Below are 314 nucleotides of genomic sequence, written 5' to 3'. Positions count from 1 at the left end.
TCGACGGGGTGCCCGGCGTCGGCACCGGAATCGACGTCATCACGTCGGCGATTCCCGAGATCTCGCCGAGCGCCTGCTCGACGGGTTCGGCCGCGGCGACCAGATCGTCGGCAGCCTCCTTCGGCGGGGTCTGTGTCAGCTGCAGGCTCTCCTGGCCTGAGGAGCCGAGGAAATCGGTCTGAATGAACGCGGTCATGCCGAGCGTCGCGACGAGCAGCAGGCCCGAGACCATCAGGGTGATCACCGGGTGGCGGCGGGTCGCGCTGAGCGCGGGCATGAAGGTGCGCTGCAGGCGGTCGGGCTCGGTGTGGATC

The 314-nt window shown here is 69.4% G+C and carries 1 protein-coding gene; it reads right to left on the bottom strand.

Annotated features, from left to right (window positions below):
- Positions 1 to 314 (bottom strand): hypothetical protein (locus tag AMS65_RS19910; RefSeq protein ID WP_162231795.1); only part of this gene is annotated, 314 nt, incomplete at both ends.

It is taken from the genome of Leucobacter celer subsp. astrifaciens (genome assembly GCF_001273835.1).
Taxonomy (GTDB): Bacteria; Actinomycetota; Actinomycetes; order Actinomycetales; family Microbacteriaceae; genus Leucobacter; species Leucobacter celer.
The sequence above is the reverse complement of the archived record's forward strand: the minus strand, read 5'-3'. Positions and strand labels throughout refer to the sequence as shown.